The organism is Algoriphagus confluentis (genome assembly GCF_036245625.1).
In the GTDB taxonomy this organism is placed as follows: Bacteria; Bacteroidota; Bacteroidia; order Cytophagales; family Cyclobacteriaceae; genus Algoriphagus; species Algoriphagus confluentis.
The window spans coordinates 19,864-36,144 of record NZ_BTPD01000006.1; the positions used below are offsets into that span (position 1 = coordinate 19,864).

General features: G+C 43.6%; 15 protein-coding genes. 8 read left to right on the forward strand and 7 right to left on the reverse strand.

Annotated features, from left to right (window positions below; all coding sequences use genetic code 11):
- The 4 genes from lpxA to AAA943_RS10005 are packed head-to-tail and all read right to left on the reverse strand — an operon-like array spanning nucleotide 1 to nucleotide 4,479.
- Complete coding sequence (gene lpxA / locus AAA943_RS09990; RefSeq protein ID WP_338224095.1) at nucleotides 1–780, reverse strand: acyl-ACP--UDP-N-acetylglucosamine O-acyltransferase; 780 nt, start codon at nucleotides 778–780, stop codon at nucleotides 1–3.
- Complete coding sequence (locus AAA943_RS09995; RefSeq protein WP_338224096.1) at nucleotides 777–2,171, reverse strand: bifunctional UDP-3-O-[3-hydroxymyristoyl] N-acetylglucosamine deacetylase/3-hydroxyacyl-ACP dehydratase; 1,395 nt, start codon at nucleotides 2,169–2,171, stop codon at nucleotides 777–779. The genes lpxA and AAA943_RS09995 overlap by 4 nt, the downstream gene beginning before the upstream one ends.
- Before the next feature lie 34 nt (nucleotides 2,172–2,205).
- The gene (gene lpxD, locus AAA943_RS10000; protein WP_338224097.1) at nucleotides 2,206–3,228 is read right to left on the reverse strand and encodes a UDP-3-O-(3-hydroxymyristoyl)glucosamine N-acyltransferase; all 1,023 of its coding nucleotides are present in this window, start codon (nucleotides 3,226–3,228) and stop codon (nucleotides 2,206–2,208) included.
- Nucleotides 3,229–3,249: 21 nt separating this feature from the next.
- Nucleotides 3,250–4,479 (reverse strand): HD domain-containing protein, encoded by a 1,230-nt coding sequence (locus tag AAA943_RS10005; RefSeq protein WP_338224098.1) that lies wholly within the window; start codon nucleotides 4,477–4,479, stop codon nucleotides 3,250–3,252.
- 60 nt (nucleotides 4,480–4,539) lie between these two features.
- Between AAA943_RS10005 and porX the strand changes: the two genes are divergently transcribed.
- From porX to AAA943_RS10020, 3 genes are read left to right on the forward strand one after another with little or no spacing between them, the layout of a single operon-like run.
- The gene (porX, locus tag AAA943_RS10010; protein ID WP_338224099.1) at nucleotides 4,540–6,102 is read left to right on the forward strand and encodes a T9SS response regulator signal transducer PorX; all 1,563 of its coding nucleotides are present in this window, start codon (nucleotides 4,540–4,542) and stop codon (nucleotides 6,100–6,102) included.
- Between the two features lie 3 nt (nucleotides 6,103–6,105).
- A complete protein-coding gene (gene tsaE / locus AAA943_RS10015) occupies nucleotides 6,106–6,537 on the forward strand; it encodes a tRNA (adenosine(37)-N6)-threonylcarbamoyltransferase complex ATPase subunit type 1 TsaE (protein WP_338224100.1) in 432 nt (143 codons plus the stop codon).
- 19 nt (nucleotides 6,538–6,556) lie between these two features.
- On the forward strand, nucleotides 6,557–7,738 hold the full coding sequence (locus tag AAA943_RS10020; protein WP_338224365.1) for an alanine dehydrogenase: 1,182 nt from the start codon (nucleotides 6,557–6,559) through the stop codon (nucleotides 7,736–7,738).
- A gap of 1 nt (nucleotide 7,739) precedes the next feature.
- Here AAA943_RS10020 and AAA943_RS10025 read toward each other — a convergent pair whose 3' ends face one another.
- A complete protein-coding gene (locus AAA943_RS10025; RefSeq protein ID WP_338224101.1) occupies nucleotides 7,740–8,213 on the reverse strand; it encodes a response regulator in 474 nt (157 codons plus the stop codon).
- A gap of 177 nt (nucleotides 8,214–8,390) precedes the next feature.
- Here AAA943_RS10025 and AAA943_RS10030 point away from each other — a divergent pair, with 177 nt between their 5' ends.
- From AAA943_RS10030 to AAA943_RS10050, 5 genes are all read left to right on the forward strand, one after another.
- A complete protein-coding gene (locus tag AAA943_RS10030; RefSeq protein ID WP_338224102.1) occupies nucleotides 8,391–10,667 on the forward strand; it encodes an Rv1355c family protein in 2,277 nt (758 codons plus the stop codon).
- Between the two features lie 2 nt (nucleotides 10,668–10,669).
- Nucleotides 10,670–11,380, forward strand: a complete 711-nt coding sequence (locus AAA943_RS10035; RefSeq protein ID WP_338224103.1) for a hypothetical protein — start codon at nucleotides 10,670–10,672, stop codon at nucleotides 11,378–11,380.
- Nucleotides 11,373–13,484 carry a sensor histidine kinase gene (locus AAA943_RS10040; protein ID WP_338224104.1) on the forward strand — a complete coding sequence of 704 codons (2,112 nt, stop codon included), beginning with the start codon at nucleotides 11,373–11,375 and terminating at the stop codon, nucleotides 13,482–13,484. Before AAA943_RS10035 ends, AAA943_RS10040 begins: the two co-directional genes overlap by 8 nt.
- On the forward strand, nucleotides 13,477–14,568 hold the full coding sequence (locus AAA943_RS10045) for a hybrid sensor histidine kinase/response regulator (RefSeq protein ID WP_338224105.1): 1,092 nt from the start codon (nucleotides 13,477–13,479) through the stop codon (nucleotides 14,566–14,568). The genes AAA943_RS10040 and AAA943_RS10045 overlap by 8 nt, the downstream gene beginning before the upstream one ends.
- A gap of 73 nt (nucleotides 14,569–14,641) precedes the next feature.
- A complete protein-coding gene (locus tag AAA943_RS10050) occupies nucleotides 14,642–15,181 on the forward strand; it encodes an inorganic diphosphatase (protein WP_338224106.1) in 540 nt (179 codons plus the stop codon).
- A 16-nt stretch (nucleotides 15,182–15,197) separates the two neighbouring features.
- Here AAA943_RS10050 and AAA943_RS10055 read toward each other — a convergent pair whose 3' ends face one another.
- On the reverse strand, nucleotides 15,198–15,656 hold the full coding sequence (locus AAA943_RS10055; protein ID WP_338224107.1) for a hypothetical protein: 459 nt from the start codon (nucleotides 15,654–15,656) through the stop codon (nucleotides 15,198–15,200).
- Nucleotides 15,643–16,248 (reverse strand): acyl carrier protein phosphodiesterase, encoded by a 606-nt coding sequence (locus AAA943_RS10060; RefSeq protein WP_338224108.1) that lies wholly within the window; start codon nucleotides 16,246–16,248, stop codon nucleotides 15,643–15,645. The genes AAA943_RS10055 and AAA943_RS10060 overlap by 14 nt, the downstream gene beginning before the upstream one ends.
- Nucleotides 16,249–16,281: the final 33 nt, after the last annotated feature.

Genomic DNA, 16,281 nt, shown 5'->3' on the forward strand with positions numbered 1-16,281 from the left:
TCAATTGATGTATCCCTTCATTACTCCTCTTTCCGAAGATCGGATAAAATTGAGGATTTCGTCCCTTTCCTTGGTTGCAGGCAGATTGATTTCGATTTCTTCCAAAGCCCGGCTATTATTCATGCTGTTCAAAAACAGGTAGCGATAGACCTCCTGAATGTGAGCAATGGTTTCGCTGGAAAAACCTCTTCTTCTTAGGCCAAGAGAGTTTACACCTGCATAAGAAAGGGGTTCCCTTGCTGCCTTGGTAAAAGGAGGGACGTCTTTTCGCACCAGAGACCCACCGGAGATCATGGCATGCATGCCGATTTTCACAAATTGATGAACAGCACTGGACCCTCCTACAATTGCCCAGTCGTCAATGGAAACGTGACCTGCGATCTGGACGGAGTTGGCTATGATTACATTGCTTCCGATGACACAGTCATGTGCCACATGGACATAAGCCATCAGCAGGCAGTTGCTGCCCACCACCGTGGTCTGTTTGTCGACCGTTCCTCTGGAAATCGTCACACATTCCCGAATGGTAGTGTTGTCTCCGATCACTACGGTGGACTCTTCTCCTTGGAATTTCAGGTCTTGGGGAATGCCGGCAATCACTGCTCCGGGAAATATTTTACAGTTTTTGCCGATTCGGGCACCAGGAAAAATGGTCACATTGGATCCTATCCAGGAATTGTCTCCGATTACCACATCTTCATGAATCATAGTAAAGGGGTCCACATGAACGTTTTGGCCCAATTTTGCGCTGCCTGATACCGAAGAAAGGGGACTAATCATGATTCTTTGCGGGTTATACTAGCAGTCATCACGGCCTCACAAACCAGAGTATTGCCTACATAGGCCTCTCCTCTCATCTTTGCAATCCCTCTTCTGATCGGGGCTAGCAGTTCACATTTAAAAACTAAAGTATCTCCAGGAAGGACCATTTTTCGAAACTTACAGTTCTCGATTCCTAAAAAATAGGTCCAATAATTCTCGGGATCATCTACGGTACTAAGCACCAGAATCCCCCCTGTCTGGGCCATTGCCTCCACTTGAAGTACGCCTGGCATCACCGGGTTTCCCGGAAAATGTCCCATGAAGAAAGGTTCATTCATGGTGACGTTTTTCACACCGGCTACGACTGTCTCATCGAGATAGATGATTTTATCCAATAGCTGAAAAGGATAGCGATGGGGAAGAATATTGGATATCTGATTGATATCCATTACCGGAGGAAGCTTTGGATCATAATAGGGGATATGTGAAGCTCCGGCTTTTTCCATAGCCCGTTTGAGTTTTTTGGCAAAGGCCACATTGGCAGCATGACCCGGTCTGGCTGCCAAGATCTGAGCCTTCAAAGGTCGCCCGACCAAGGCCAAATCACCGACAACATCGAGAAGTTTATGCCTGGCAGGTTCATTTTTGTATCTGAGATCTACATTGTTCAAGATCCCTTCTTTTTTGACCTCGACAGTTTGCTTGTTAAACATCTTGGCCAGGTGGGCTAATTCGTCTTTTTCCACCACACGATCTACCACCACAATTGCATTGTTGAGATCTCCTCCTTTGATCAGGTTGGAGTTGTAAAGCATTTCCAGCTCGTGTAAAAAGCAAAAGGTCCGGCAGGAGGCAATTTCCGGTTTGAACTGACTGATGTCAGTGATGGAGGCATGTTGACTTCCCAAGACTGGAGAGTTGTAATCTACCATTACCGTAACCCGGTAGTTGTCTGTAGGCAAGGCCACCATTTCCACTTCCCGGGAGCTGTCCTTGTATTGGATACTCTCCTGTACTTCAAAAAATCTCCTAAGGGCATTTTGCTCCTCCAAGCCGGCGTCTTCCAACACTTCGATAAACTGGATAGAGGAACCGTCCATAATCGGAGGCTCAGGGCCATCCAGCTGAATCAAAACATTGTCGATTTCCAACCCCACCAGCGCAGCCAATACATGCTCAACGGTGTAGATTCTGGCTCCGTTTTGCTCAAGTGTGGTCCCTCGGGATACATCCACTACCAAATCGCAGTCTGCATCCACTGTTGGTCTTCCTTCCAGGTCAACCCGCTGAAATTTGATTCCGTGATTGGGGGGGGCAGGTAAAAATGCCATGTTGGATACTACACCGGTGTGTAGACCTACTCCGGAAAGTTCCACCTGTTTTTTTATGGTATGCTGTTTTACTTTCATTTTAATGCCCTTTGAGAAGGTTTGGGCTGCAAAATTAGCCCTTTTTTTCGAGTTCTTTAATTCGCTTCTCCAAGGCATCCAGATTTTTGAAGATAGAATAGGATTTGAGGAAGTTTTTTAGGTCAAATCCCATATAGCCAAAGAGGGTCTGTCCCGGTTCCCGGACTGATTTGCTAACCCCTGTATTTGCACCTACGGTGGTGTTGTCTGCGATTTTTATATGGCCTACGATGCCGGCTTTGCCTGCGATCACGCAGTTTTTGCCAATTTCGGTAGAGCCGGAGATCCCTGCCTGAGCGGCGATTACGGTATTTTCGCCGACGATAACATTATGGGCGATCTGAACCTGATTGTCTATTTTTGCTCCTTTTTTGATCAGTGTAGAACCCATCGTCGCCCGGTCCACGGTCGTATTGGCTCCAATGCTCACCTCGTCTTCCAAAATCACATTGCCTATCTGAGGAATTGCCTTGTACGTGCCATCTACCTGAGGAGCAAATCCAAAACCATCTGCACCGATGACGGCTCCCGGGTGAATTTCGCAATTGGCACCGATCACTGTATCTGAGCAGATTCTTACCCCGGGATGGATGACCGTGTTGTTTCCGATTTTGACCCGATCTCCGATATACACTTGGGAGTGTATTTTCACCTGAACTCCTATTTGACAGCTTCTTCCGATGTAAGAAAAAGCCCCACGAAATCCATTTTCGCCAAAAGACGAGCTTTCATGCATGAAGGAGGGTTCTTCCACACCGACCAAAGCCATTTTTGAAAATTGGGCATAAGCCTCCAAAAGTGTTGTAAAACCGGAATAAGCATCTTTTACACGAATTAGCGTGGTTGTGAAGGATTTGCTGGCTTTAAAGTCTTCGGAAACTATCACCGCCGTAGCCTTGGTGTCATAGAGATGGGGCTCGTATTTAGCATTGGAGAGAAAACTGATTCCACCCGGAGAGCCTTCCTGGATTTTGTCCAGTCGGTTCACTTTCTGATTTTCATCTCCTTCTACTTTTCCACCTAAAAGAGCGGCTAATTGGCCTAAAGTAAATTCCATATTCGGGTCAAGAACTTATTGTCAGGATAAAATTAAATTTTTCGCTTTACATATATAATATTTCTCCACGATCTTACTCATTACTTTGATATTTGGTAGATCGGCTGCAGTGGCTACATCGACCACTTTTCCTTTCTTAGTCAAGATATTTATTTTGTCCGAAGCCAAGTAGCCGTAGTTGCTTACCTTGCCATGGGAGAAGAAAAATTCCAAATCCTCAGTAGAAATCGACAGCTTTTGCCGTGTTTTTTCTTTCTGTTCGTTGATTTCTTCTGGGCTGAATGGGTCATTGACCAAATTGATCTTAAATAGATTTCTGGTCAGAAACATGCGGGATATATTTTTCAAGACGTAATCCGAATGGGATTTCCACAGTTTGACTGCACCCCAAATATCAAAATCATCCAACTGAAGAAACTTTTCCAAAATTTGCGGATTTGACTGGAAATCTCTCAGATGTAAAGGGTTTTTTAAGAAAAAATCAAATTCTTCTGTTACCTGAAAAAAATTTCCTTGGCGAGCAAGCATTTTCGCCCGGGTGATCAGATTGATCAGCATCTTTTCTGCACTGACGGTAGTTTTGTGCAGATAGACTTGCCAATACATCAGTCTGCGTGCACTCAGGAAGTTTTCTATAGAATATATCCCTTTTTCCTCAATCACCAATTGGTCCTTGTGCACAGCCATCATTTTGATGATTCGATCTGCTCCTATCGTACCCTCTGAGACCCCGGTAAAAAAACAATCCCGCTGCAAGTAGTCCAGTCTGTCAATATCCAGCTGACTGGATACCAATTGATTGAGGAATTTTCTGGGATATCTGTTTTTGAAAATGGAGATAGCCAAGTCCAACTGCCCGCCAAATTCCCGATTAAGGGCTTCGATGGTAAGAATGGAGAGCTCTTCGTGTGGTATTCCTTCCAGCAGACTAAACTCCAAAGCATGGGAAAAAGGTCCGTGCCCCACGTCGTGAAGCAAAATAGCAAGGAGTGCTGCTTCGTATTCTAAATCTGAAATTTCTGTCCCCTTCAGCCGAAGATTATCTAACGTGATGCTCATCAGGTGCATAGCTCCCAAAGCGTGATGAAAACGCGTGTGGAGGGCACCGGGGTAAACAAAGTCTGTCAAACCCAACTGCCTGATTCGGCGTAATCTCTGAAAGTAAGGATGGTCAATGATCGCAAAAATCAATTCACTGGGAATGGTGATAAATCCATAAACAGGATCATTGAGTATTTTCTGGCTTTTCAAACAGGGTTCATTTGTTTGGATCAAAAGTAATTATAATTTTAAAATTAAAGGGAAGACCCAATGGCTCAAAAGTTCCGGATTCTATGGGCAGATGATGAAATCGATCTGCTCAAACCTCATATTCTTTTTTTGGAGCAAAAAGGCTACGAGATAACTACAGTCAATTCAGGCGTGGATGCGATAGATGAAGTCGAATCAGAGAATTTCGATGTGATCTTTCTGGACGAAATGATGCCTGGTATGACTGGATTGGAAACGCTTCAACAAATCAAACAGATCAAACCCCAGATCCCTGTGGTGATGATCACCAAAAGTGAGGAAGAGCACATCATGGATGATGCGATCGGAGGAAAGATTGCCGACTATCTCATCAAACCGCTCAATCCAAGTCAAATCTGGCTTTCAGTTAAAAAAATTCTTCAAAACAAGCAGTTGATTGATACCAAGACCACCCAGAGTTATCAGCAGGATTTCATGCAGATCAGTATGGCTTTGGGAGATGCACGTGATCCTCAAGACTGGGAAGATATTTATAAAAAGCTCACTTTCTGGGAACTGGAGATCGACGAGACCCAAAATAAGAGCATGCTGGAAGTGCTGGAGACTCAAAAGTCTGAAGCCAATTCTTCTTTTGCCAGATTTGTAAAAGAGAATTACCTGGATTGGATGGAGGAGAAGAATCAGGAAAAACCTCTTCTTTCCAACCGCGTGATGAAAGAAAAGGTCTTCCCGAAGATCCAGCAGGGGAAACCCCTGTTTTTTATAGTGATTGACAATCTCCGATTGGATCAGTGGGAGGAGATCGAATCCTTGATCTCTCAATATTTTGTCTCAGAGGAGAAAGATACCTATTTCAGCATTCTACCTACCACCACAGCCTTTGCGCGAAACGCACTTTTCAGCGGGATGATGCCATTGGATATGGCAAGATTTTACCCGAATCTTTGGGAAGATGAAGATTCTGAAGAAGGGAAAAACAACTTTGAAGAGGATTGGCTAAAAATCAATCTGGAAAAAAACAGACTGAAAATCAAATTTAGTTATCACAAGATCTTGCAGACCCAGCAGGGAAAGGCTGTTTTGGATCAATTTCACACCTTGTTACAAAATGATCTGAATGTTTTGGTTTACAACTTTGTGGATATGGTATCCCATGCCCGTACCGACATGAAAATGATCCGTGAACTTGCCCCCGATGAATCCGCCTACCGGTCACTAACCCGAAGTTGGTTTGAGCATTCCTCTTTATTTGAACTATTCAAAAAAATCCATCAGGCTGGTTTGGAAGTGATGGTCACCACTGATCACGGAACAAAAAAAGTAAACAAACCCTACCGGATCATCGGAGACAAAAACGTAACGACCAATCTCCGGTACAAACAGGGGAAAAATCTCAACTATGAACCGGGCAAAGTCTTTGAAGTCAAGCGTCCCGAAGATGCCAAGCTACCCCGGCTGAACGTATCCACGTCTTATGTCTTTGCAGTGGAGGATTACTTCTTTGCTTATCCCAACAACTACAATTATTACGTCAATTACTACAAGGATACCTTCCAACATGGAGGGATTTCCCTGGAAGAAATGATCGTGCCTTTCGTACATTTGAAGGCAAAAGAAGGATAAAAATTGACCACCCTAGAATACAGCCTTTCGGAAATTGATCATGCTGCTCAGGAGCTAATCCGGTATGCCGGAGATAAAAGAATCTGGATATTTCAAGGACAGATGGGGGCCGGCAAAACGACCCTTATCCGCGCCCTGTCTAGGGCACTGCACGTGGAGGATGAAGTAAGCAGCCCGACTTTTGGAATTGTCAATGAATACCAATCATCCACTGCCGGGAAAATCTACCATTTTGATTTTTACCGCTTGGATGATCCCGATGAAGCATTGGATATTGGAATAGAAGAGTATTTTTATAGCGGAAATTATTGCTGGATAGAGTGGGCCGAAAAAATCACTCCCTACCTTCCAGAAGAATTCATGCTGATTAAAATAGAAATTTTAGCTGAGGACAGAAGAAAGATCCAAATTCAAAAAAACCAAGATGCCTACTGAACTTTCTCCTTTGACTTCCATGGGACTGATGACCAAAGAATCGCCACTTGCTACCAAAAAGGGAAGCCAACCGCTGGTAGTAGGCTTGCCCAAGGAAATTTCCAATCAGGAGAGAAGGATCGTGCTCACTCCGGAAGCAGTGGGGTTGCTGAGCAATAGCGGGATTCAGGTCGTGGTAGAATCCGGGTCCGGGCTTCAGGCCAAATTCAAAGACCAAGACTATTCGGATGCCGGAGCAAAAATAAGCTATTCCAGAAGCGAGGTCTTGGCTGCAGATGTCCTATTGAAAATAGCTCCCCCAACATTGGAAGAAATCAAGGAGATGTCTCCGGGAGCTTGCCTTATTTCTGCGCTGCAATTGGAAAACCAAACAGCAGAATTTATTCATGCCCTTAATGAAAAGAAAATCACCGCGGTGGCTTTTGAATACCTCGAAGATAAAGTAGGGGGGATGCCTGTGGTCCGGGCGATGTCCGAGATTGCAGGAAGCACAGTGATGTTGATTGCCTCGGAGTATCTTTCGAGTGTCAATGAAGGCAAAGGATTGATTTTGGGAGGAGTCACTGGGGTACCTCCTACTCAGGTGGTGATCATCGGGGCCGGCACTGTGGCAGAGTATGCTGCCCGAACCGCACTCGGTTTGGGGGCAAATATCAAGGTCTTTGATAATCACATTTACAAACTCCGAAGGATAAAGCAGGTCATAGGGCAGCAAATTTATACTTCTACCATTGATAATTTTACCTTAAGTCAGGCCTTGGCGGAAGCTGATGTGGTCATTGGGGCACTAAGAGCTGAAAAGGGGAAAAATAAAATTGTGGTCACCGAAGAAATGGTTGCCAATATGATGCATGGAAGTATCATTATCGATGTGGGGATTGATCAAGGGGGCTGTTTCGAAACTTCCAGAATGACCTCTCACGACGAACCGGTTTATCGGATTCATGACGTGATTCATTATTGTGTTCCCAATATTGCCTCCCGGGTGGCAAGGACTGCATCCTATTCACTGAGTAATATTTTCACGCCAATCGTCCTCCAAATGGCAGATTTAGGGGGGGCTGAAGAAATGATTTTTAATTATAAATGGTTTTTGAGAGGAGTCTACACCTATAGAGGTAGCTTGACCCATGCCGTATTGGCGAGAAAATTTGGACTCAATCACAAAGAACTGCAATTGCTCCTTGCTGCGAGGTATTGAATCAGGAAAGCAGATTTTGCCTCAACAGGAACTCCAACTGTTCATTTGCCTTCAAGAGCGCTGCAGTAAGCCGCTCGTTTTCTCTTCTTAGGGAGTACACTTCAAAGGCATTTTTGATGACTGTTCTTAGGTATTCTTCTTCCCAAGGCTTGGTGAGGTAATGATAAACCTGCCCCTTATTGATTGCGTCAATGACTGCCTGGATGTCGGTATATCCTGTCAAAAGTAGGCGGATAGGTTTTGGATGGACTGGAATAATACTTTCCAAAAACTCTACTCCGGTCTTTTCGGGCATTCTTTGGTCGGTGATGATGATGTCAATATCCTCCTCCTTGAGAATTTTTTCCCCTTCCTCTGCGGAAATCGCTAAAAAGACCTTGTAGTCTCTTCGAAAAGTGGCTTTAAACGCTTGAAGATTGTTCTCTTCATCATCCACATAAAGAACTTTGATCTTTTCTTCTGTCTGACTTTCCATCGAGTTTTCGGCTAAAATTGACTTGCCAATACCAAATAATTCCTTTTTCTTTTAAAAACAAAATCTCTTTTTGTTTGTCAACATGGAATTAGATGAATTCGAACCAAAATTTATGATTAAGTTATTTGTCTTTTTGATGATTAACTTATCTTTACTCAGCTTATCACCCCTAAGTAAATGATATCCATTGAAGAAATTGATCTCAAAGATCGGTTTGCTCCGGAAATTTTCTCACCTCTTGATCCTGAGGCTTGGGAAAAAATTGTGGAGTTGAAAACTAATCCGGCTGTCCTGGTCATAAATGAAATAGACGGTCAAATAGCGGACTTGATCAAAGCTGACCATCCGGAATTGACCTTTTCAAAAGCTGAGCTTATATCCCGAGTTGACAGTTATGTAGCTCCGGACGAGAAGGATTTTTTTGGCAACTGGGTTTATTATCCTTGGAAAAATACCTTGGTTCATATTTTATCGGCAAAGGATTTTATTCGAATTCGAACCATCAGAAACAATTTCAAAATCACCCCTCAGGAACAAAATGAATTGGCCCGTAAAAAAGTCGGAATTGTCGGCCTTTCTGTGGGGCAGAGCGTGGCTTTGGCCATTGCCCTTGAGCGAGGTTGTGGAGAGATGAGATTGGCGGACTTTGATACCCTGGAGTTGAGTAATCTCAACCGGCTCAAAGCAGGAGTAACCAGTTTGGGGCTGGAAAAAGTAATTATTGCGGCCAGAGAAATCAGCGAGATAGATCCCTATCTAAGGCTGAAAGTGTTTAGAGATGGGATCAATGAGGCCAATGTAGATGAATTCCTTACCGGAGACGGCAAATTGGATCTTTTGATCGATGAATGCGATAGTTTGGACATCAAAGTTTTGCTGAGGGAAAAAGCGAAGAACTTCAAAATGCCGGTGATCATGGAGACCTCTGACCGCGGCATGCTGGATATTGAGCGATTTGATCAGGATCCCCTTAGGCCTATTTTTCATGGGATGTTGGAAGGAATCCGAGGAGAGGACCTGAAAGGCCTTTCCAATAAAGAGCGGGTATCCATTGTTTTGAAAATTACCGGTTTGGATACCCTATCTCTGCGCATGAAAGCCTCCCTTTTGGAAATCGGTCAAACGATCACCAGTTGGCCCCAATTGGCCTCCGGAGTTTTTCTGGGTGGAGCTTCTGTAGCCCATGTTGGAAGGAGGCTTCTGCTAGGCGATGAGGTGAGGTCCGGGAGATTTTATGTGGATTTTGATCAGATATTACAGATTGACCCCGAGGAGGTAATTCCAGCAGAACCTGCCTACCGCCCGATATCTGAGTTTCAGCAAGAGATCATCCAAAAGATTCCCAATCAAATTCTTCAGTCTGCCTACTTGCCTACCCGGGAAGAATTGAACGAAATAATTGCTCAGGCCAATCAAGCGCCATCGGGAGGAAATGTGCAACCGTGGATATGGATATATGACAAAAAAGGGCTCCTTCATCTTTTCCACGATAAGGAGAGGAGTCATTCCATGTTGGATTACAAGGGTACGGGCTCTTTGATTGCCTTTGGGGCGGCACTTGAAAATGTCCGTTTAGTTTCTGCCAAGCTGGGAATAGAGGTTGAAATTCTTTCCCACGTAGCTGATTTTGAGGAAAATTGTATCGCAACAGTCCGGTTTCTTTCAAAGCTTAAGAATTCTTTGAAGGTTCCGTATTTTGACTTGGCAGAGGGGATTGGTTTGAGATGTACCAACAGGAAGAACAGTAAAAGGATACTTTTGGACCAAGAAGTCATTCAAGGCTTCCAGAATCTGGCAAAGGAAGGTGGTTTAGAACTGAAAATTGCCGAAACTGACCAGGATTTGGAAAAACTGGCTGGTATAGTAGGAGGCATGGATCGGATGCGACTGTTTCATGAAGAGGGATTGATGGATTTCATCAAGGAAGTAAGGTGGACGGAGGAAGATGCCAAGCGGACCCGGGATGGAATTGATCTTGCTACTTTAGAGCTTTCAGGGACAGAAAAGGCTGCTATGGGCCTGCTAAGAGACGCAAGAACGGTAAAGTTTTTCCGAAAGTTTTTGATGGGATACGGTCTCACCAAAATATCCAAAGACACCATGACATCGGCATCAGTGGTTATGGCTTTGCAGGGCAAGGATTTTTCTGCCCAAGCCTACTTGAATGCAGGGACAGTCTTGCAGAGGATTTGGATAAAAGCCAATATGCTGGGAATCAGTTTCCAACCGGTGACTGCAATGTTGTTTATTTTTCATCGCGTTTTACGGGATTCACAACACGGATTTTCAAAGAAGGAAGAGGCGGAGATAATCAAATTAAAAAGTGAATTTGATCAACTATTCAATAATGATTCAGATGTTTGTCCCTTGTTTATGTTTAGGTTAAATCAAGCAGGTGAGCCCAGTATTCGGGCGTATCGGCGATCGGTTGATGAAACCCTCATTCGGCTTTAAAAATGTTCAAATTCAAGGCTTTCAGAGCTATTGATGACCCTGAGCGGTGCCATAATTTTGTCAAAGGTCATGCCGATGTGCTTAGGCAATACGGGGTCACCAAGGTGACATCTTCCAATAATGATTGGATCAAAAATCCATTTGTCTATGTCATTACCGTAGAGCTTCAGGATACAGGAGAGATTGTCAGTGGGCTGAGGATTCACATCGCGCATCCAGACTACCCACTTCCCATGGAAATGGCCGTATCCCAAGTTGACCATAAAGTCTTCGGACTGGTAAGGGAATATGGAGTCCATGGCACGGGAGAGGTTTCCGGACTTTGGAATTCCAAATCCATTTCAGGCTATGGAGTCGGGGCAGTTTTGCTCATCAGAGCAGGAATTGCCATTGCCGAGCAGCTCAAGCTGGGATCTTTATTGGCTTTGGTGGCTGAGTATACCTTGATGCCTTCTCTGAAAAAAGGCTTTGAAATAGAGGAGGGAATCGGTAATTCAGGTACTTTTTTTTACCCTAAGTTGGATTTGGTCGCCACATCCATCGTAATGAAGGACCCCATCAATTTACCTTTGGCAGATCCTGAGGAAAGGGATTTCATCCATTTGCTTCGGAAAAACCTAAAGATTACGCGTACCGAGACGGGACCGAAGGGGGATTTCCTGGTAGAATATGATTTAGTAATTGAAAATACAGATTGGAGAAAAGATGTATAAGTTTTATATCCTTGTAATCGGACTTTTGTGGGCAGGAAGTCCCGCCCACTCTCAGGACACCTCCATTGTAAAACTGGACTGTTTCAAGTATCAATTGGCAGACAAAGAACAGACCGTGGAGGATGTTCTTTCCCAGTTGTCGTCTTTTGAAGCTAACAATTGCAATAAGTTTAATTTCGGAATCAACAGTAAAATCCTCTGGGTAGAACTTGGAACAGAATCTCTAAAAAAATACGATAATCCACTACTGGTATTCAACTCCTCTTCTGTAGACAACGTCAAGCTGTACGCAGTAAAAAACAATCAAGTAACAGGAGAACTGATCAACGGAAGGCTAGTTGCCGAAAAAGACCAATACGTCGACTCTCACAAACTCGCGTTTGAGTTGGGAGAAAATGAGAAAAATGCGGATTTTTATTTGATCCGCCTGGAAAATTCAGACAAGAAAATCTTTATTTCTTTCTTGATCGAAGACCAGGAATTTGATTCCTTACTCCTCTTTGAATACATCTTTTTTGCAGTCCTGACCGGAGTATTTGTGGGGTTGTTTTTTTACAATTTCTTCCTCTATCTATCGGTACGGGATGAGATCTACCTGGTCTATGTGGTCCACACGGTCTTGGTATGGTTTGCACAGGCATCCATTTTGGGTTTTACCCAATTTTTGATCTGGCCCGAGTGGGATTGGATGAACTCCCGATCCATAGTCATTTTTTCTTCCCTGGTCAGTATTGTCGGCATTTGGTTTTTGAGGTTGTTTTTATCCACCAAAACCTTTGTTCCCAAGCTTGACAAGGGGTTTGTGTACATCTTCTTGGTGTATGGGTTTATTTTGATCAATGCACTAATGCTTTCCATTATGCTGAGTTATCAGGTTTTACTGGTGACCCAGTCTATTGTGGTACTTTTTGTCTTATTTGTAGCCTATTCTGTATTGAAAAGAGGCTTTAGACCGGCACGTTATTACTTGTTGGCATGGAGCGTGTTTATGGTTGGTATTTTTCTTTTTGTGCTGAGCGAAATGGGCATTATTCCGACCAATAACCTGACGATTTATATCATGCCATTTGGGTCTGCCTTGGAAGTTGTATTGCTTTCATTTGCTTTGGCAGACAAAATCAATATTCTCAAAAAAGAAAAGGAACTCGAGCAAGCCGAACGACTTCGTGTATTAAGAGAAAATGAAAACCTGATCCGTGAGCAAAATTCCATGCTGGAAGAAAAGGTCAAAATAAGGACAGTGGAACTCGAGCAGGCCCTTCGAAACCTCCAAAATACCCAAAGTCAGCTGGTCAATCAGGAAAAAATGGCTTCTCTTGGTCAATTGACCGCAGGCATTGCCCATGAAATAAACAATCCGATCAATTTTGTAAGCTCCAACATCACACCCCTCAAAAGGGATATCAAAGATATCATGGAGGTGATTGAGTTTTACAGAACGTCTGGGGTGGAGGAGTTTAAGCCTGAGACACTGAAAAACGCCAAAAAGCTGGAAGAAGAACTCGAGTTGGATTACGTGCTGGATGAAGTGGATCAATTGCTCCGGGGTATGGAAGACGGGGCAAAACGAACGGTAGAAATCGTCAAAGGTCTCAGGCTATTTTCCCGGGTAGATGAGCAGGATGTCAAAAAAGTGGACCTGCATGATGGGATCAATAGCACCCTGATTCTCCTGAATTCCTCCATTCCCGGCAAAATCAGAATTATCCGGGAATTTGGAGAGTTGCCCATGGTCGAATGTTTGGCCGGAAAAATCAATCAGGTATTCATGAATATCATCAACAACGCGGTTCATGCCCTTTCTGACCATCTTTCGACAATTGCCGACCCCAAAATCACCATTAAAACCCTCGCAAGTCCCGATACAGTGACCGTGGAGATTACAGATAATGGACCCGGTATGCCGGATCATGTAAAGCAACGGATTTTTGAACCTTTTTTTACTACAAAAGCCGTTGGAAAAGGAACAGGTTTGGGTCTTTCCATAGTTTATTCTATTATTGAAAATCACAAAGGAACCCTGGAAGTGGATACTGAGGAGGGCCAAGGCACAACTTTTAAAATTACCCTTCCTATTTACCAAAATGCCCCAAAGTATGAGTGAAAAAATACACGTTCTCTACATTGATGACGAAGACAACAACCTGAAATCGTTTCGGGCTACACTTAGGAAGGATTTTAAGATTTTTACGGCCATCGATGGAGAAGAAGGGTTGAGAATAGCCCAAGAAGAAGAAATTCACGTAGTCATTGCCGATCAGCGAATGCCGGGAATGACCGGTACGGAATTTTTTGAGCGTATGGTCAAAATCAATCCGGATCCGGTAAGGATTCTCCTGACCGGCTACTCGGACATTGCCAGTGTCATAGATGCGATCAACAAAGGCGAGGTATATCGCTTTATTGACAAGCCTTGGAATATCGAGCAAATCAAAAACTCCATAAAAAATGCCGCTGATATCTACTTCATGAGAAGGGAACTCAGGGATAAAACGATCAAACTCCAAAAGCTCCACTCAGAAATGAATCAGTTTGTCTACAGCCTTTCCCATGAGCTGAGAGGACCGCTTATGAGCATTTCAGGAGTGTCCAAATTAGCCAAAATGGAAGTCAGTGATCCTAATACCCTGGAATACTTCAATATGATCGATACGGCCACAGGCAAATTGGATGATTTCATTTACAAAATGCTTGACTTCTATCGGTCCACCAAAATCGAACACAAAATCACCGAAATTCATTTTCGTGAGGTGGTCGATCAACAGATGGATGCTTACCGGGAAAAGTTTGATCTAAGTCACTTTCATATTGATGTGCAAGTCAATCAGGAGGCCTCCTTTTTCTCTGATGATTCCAAAATCCGTGTGATCCTGAATAATCTTTTCAGTAATGCGGTCCAATTCCAAAAGCATGGGCTCGGTGAGAAACGGATTTCCCTCACCGTAGACGTATCGGTAGGAAAAGCCGTAGTGGTATTGGAGGACAACGGTATAGGTATAGAGGAGCGATTCAAAAAAGAGGTCTTCAATCTATTCTCCCGTGCTACCCAGAAAAATGTGGGCACAGGATTAGGCTTATATATGGTCAAGGAAGCAGTAGAGCAGATGGGAGGAGATATCTATCTGGATACCGAATTAAATAGGGGGACGGCAGTTACTGTTACCCTCCCCAGCATGAATATGGGCTAAAAAGCTGGGGCATTGTCCGGCTTTGCTTTATCTTTGGACTTTCAAACCCATTTTTTTTACAAAACAAAAAGCTATGATCAATCCTTGGCACGACGTCAATATTGGAAAACAAGCTCCCGAATATGTCATGGGAGTCATCGAAATCCCTAAAGGAAGTAAAGGAAAATACGAATTGGACAAAAAAACAGGGATGCTCCTCTTGGATCGCGTTCTTTTCTCTGCGGTCCACTATCCTGCAAATTACGGATTTATTCCACAGACATTCTGTGAGGATCATGACCCTCTGGACATTCTCATCATCTCTCAGATTGATATCCCCTCTATGACTTTGGTAAAAGCCAAAGTCATCGGCGTGATGCGGATGGTCGATGGAGGTGAGGCCGATGACAAAATCATCGCAGTGGCAGCAGAAGACCAATCGGTCAACTACATCAATGACATCGACGAACTCCCCCCTCATCTGATGAAAGAGGTCCATCGGTTTTTTGAAGATTACAAAAAGCTGGAAAACAAGGAGGTGAAAGTGGAAGATTTTCTTGGAAAAGAAGATGCGATGCGAATCATCAACGAAAGCATTGCACTCTACGACAAAAATTTCCGAACTGCACGATAAATCAAAGCCTGAGCAATCAGGCTTTTTTGTTTTTGATCATCTGCTTCTGAGCCTTTTTTTTCAGGTAACTGACCAAATCTGTGTATGCCTCATGCTCGTGATTGGAGACCGAAATAGATTGATGGTCCTGAAAGGCGATCGTTACCTGCTTAAATTCCCGCTTGTTGGCGAGGATGGTTTCTTCCTCCCAAGCCAGAATTTCAGATACGGGATAGGCCTTGGTACTTCCCCGGAGTGGCAGCCGGATCACAATTTGATCTTTGCCTGCAGTGATAAATCTCCACCCGGCCATCATTTTTACCAAAAGCATTAAAATCACCAGGGTAATCAAGGAACAAGCCACCAAATAAAACCATAAAGGGAATGTGCCTTTGTAGGAAAAATCCCGCAAAATTAGGACTAATCCGGCGACAAGGACCAGTAAGACCATACTCAAGGAGATGTAAGTGGATATTTTGGGTTTAATGGAGACCATGATGATGTTCTATTTCCAATAGTTTTGCTCGGGCAAAAGTCTCCAAATCCTCGAAAAAAGCGAAGAAAATCAACTCAAATTCCTTTTCTTTTTCCACCAATACAGCAGGAGCTTCATTCATTTTGGATTCAAAGCGAGTTCTCCTCGACAATCCGCTTAAAGACTGCTGTATCCCCTCCAAGGTTCCGTAACTCACCAACCAATTTTGCTTTTTCATCCAAAAAAACATCTTTCCAAAACTTTCAGGCAGCATGTCCAAATGCTTTTCAATCGAAACGTAGGTCATCTCTGCAAACCGGGGAAGGGGAATGGGGCTGTATTTATCCCAATTTTTTGCTAAAAAATAATCAAAGAAAATATCAGTAATCACCGGAGAATAGTGACGGAATTTGCGTCTAAGATAGCTTTGACCAGCTTTGACCAAAGGGTGGGAGTCGGTGAAGCTGTCTATCTCCCGATGAAGCAATATCCCATGCAGGACCTCATTTTTATAGGTTTGAATCTCTTTTCCTTTGATAAAATCTGCAACAAAATTACCGAGTAAGATTCCTTCCCGGTCAAAAGATAAGTATGCGTGTGCAAGGAAATTCATGGTAGAAGTAAAAAAGGAAAACCCTGAGACTTT

What these genes read in the sequence shown, in the direction of transcription:
- lpxA (WP_338224095.1), bottom strand. Translation starts at nt 780, where the DNA reads ATGATTAGTCCCCTTTCTTCGGTATCAGGCAGCGCAAAATTGGGCCAA.
- AAA943_RS09995 (WP_338224096.1), bottom strand. Translation starts at nt 2,171, where the DNA reads ATGAAAGTAAAACAGCATACCATAAAAAAACAGGTGGAACTTTCCGGA.
- lpxD (WP_338224097.1), bottom strand. Translation starts at nt 3,228, where the DNA reads ATGGAATTTACTTTAGGCCAATTAGCCGCTCTTTTAGGTGGAAAAGTA.
- porX (WP_338224099.1), top strand. Translation starts at nt 4,540, where the DNA reads ATGGCTCAAAAGTTCCGGATTCTATGGGCAGATGATGAAATCGATCTG.
- AAA943_RS10020 (WP_338224365.1), top strand. Translation starts at nt 6,557, where the DNA reads ATGGGACTGATGACCAAAGAATCGCCACTTGCTACCAAAAAGGGAAGC.
- AAA943_RS10025 (WP_338224101.1), bottom strand. Translation starts at nt 8,213, where the DNA reads ATGGAAAGTCAGACAGAAGAAAAGATCAAAGTTCTTTATGTGGATGAT.
- AAA943_RS10030 (WP_338224102.1), top strand. Translation starts at nt 8,391, where the DNA reads ATGATATCCATTGAAGAAATTGATCTCAAAGATCGGTTTGCTCCGGAA.
- AAA943_RS10035 (WP_338224103.1), top strand. Translation starts at nt 10,670, where the DNA reads ATGTTCAAATTCAAGGCTTTCAGAGCTATTGATGACCCTGAGCGGTGC.
- AAA943_RS10040 (WP_338224104.1), top strand. Translation starts at nt 11,373, where the DNA reads ATGTATAAGTTTTATATCCTTGTAATCGGACTTTTGTGGGCAGGAAGT.
- AAA943_RS10045 (WP_338224105.1), top strand. Translation starts at nt 13,477, where the DNA reads ATGAGTGAAAAAATACACGTTCTCTACATTGATGACGAAGACAACAAC.
- AAA943_RS10050 (WP_338224106.1), top strand. Translation starts at nt 14,642, where the DNA reads ATGATCAATCCTTGGCACGACGTCAATATTGGAAAACAAGCTCCCGAA.
- AAA943_RS10055 (WP_338224107.1), bottom strand. Translation starts at nt 15,656, where the DNA reads ATGGTCTCCATTAAACCCAAAATATCCACTTACATCTCCTTGAGTATG.
- AAA943_RS10060 (WP_338224108.1), bottom strand. Translation starts at nt 16,248, where the DNA reads ATGAATTTCCTTGCACACGCATACTTATCTTTTGACCGGGAAGGAATC.